The 246-nt window shown below is 60.2% G+C and carries 1 protein-coding gene; it reads right to left on the minus strand.

Going from position 1 to position 246, the window contains the following annotated elements; genetic code table 11:
- On the minus strand, positions 1-246 hold a 246-nt coding region (locus tag AC5ZFO_RS48495; protein ID WP_496124333.1), incomplete at both ends, for an IS30 family transposase.

The raw sequence follows: 246 nt of genomic DNA on the forward strand, positions 1-246 counted from the left end.
TAATTCGTCAAGCGCTTCTGCCGGCGTTTTCCAGCCCAGTGTCTTTCTCGGTCGGGCGTTGAGGGCCGCCGCTACAGCGGATATCTCGTCGGCGCTGTGGATGCTCAGGTCTGTGCCTTTCGGGAAGTACTGCCGCAGCAACCCGTTGGTGATCTCGTTAGTGCCGCGCTGCCAAGGGCTTTGCGGGTCGCAGAAGTAGACTTGGATGCCCGCATCGATCTTGAGGCGGTCGTGCTGAGCCATTTC

The organism is Bradyrhizobium sp. Unk1 (assembly GCF_059512345.1).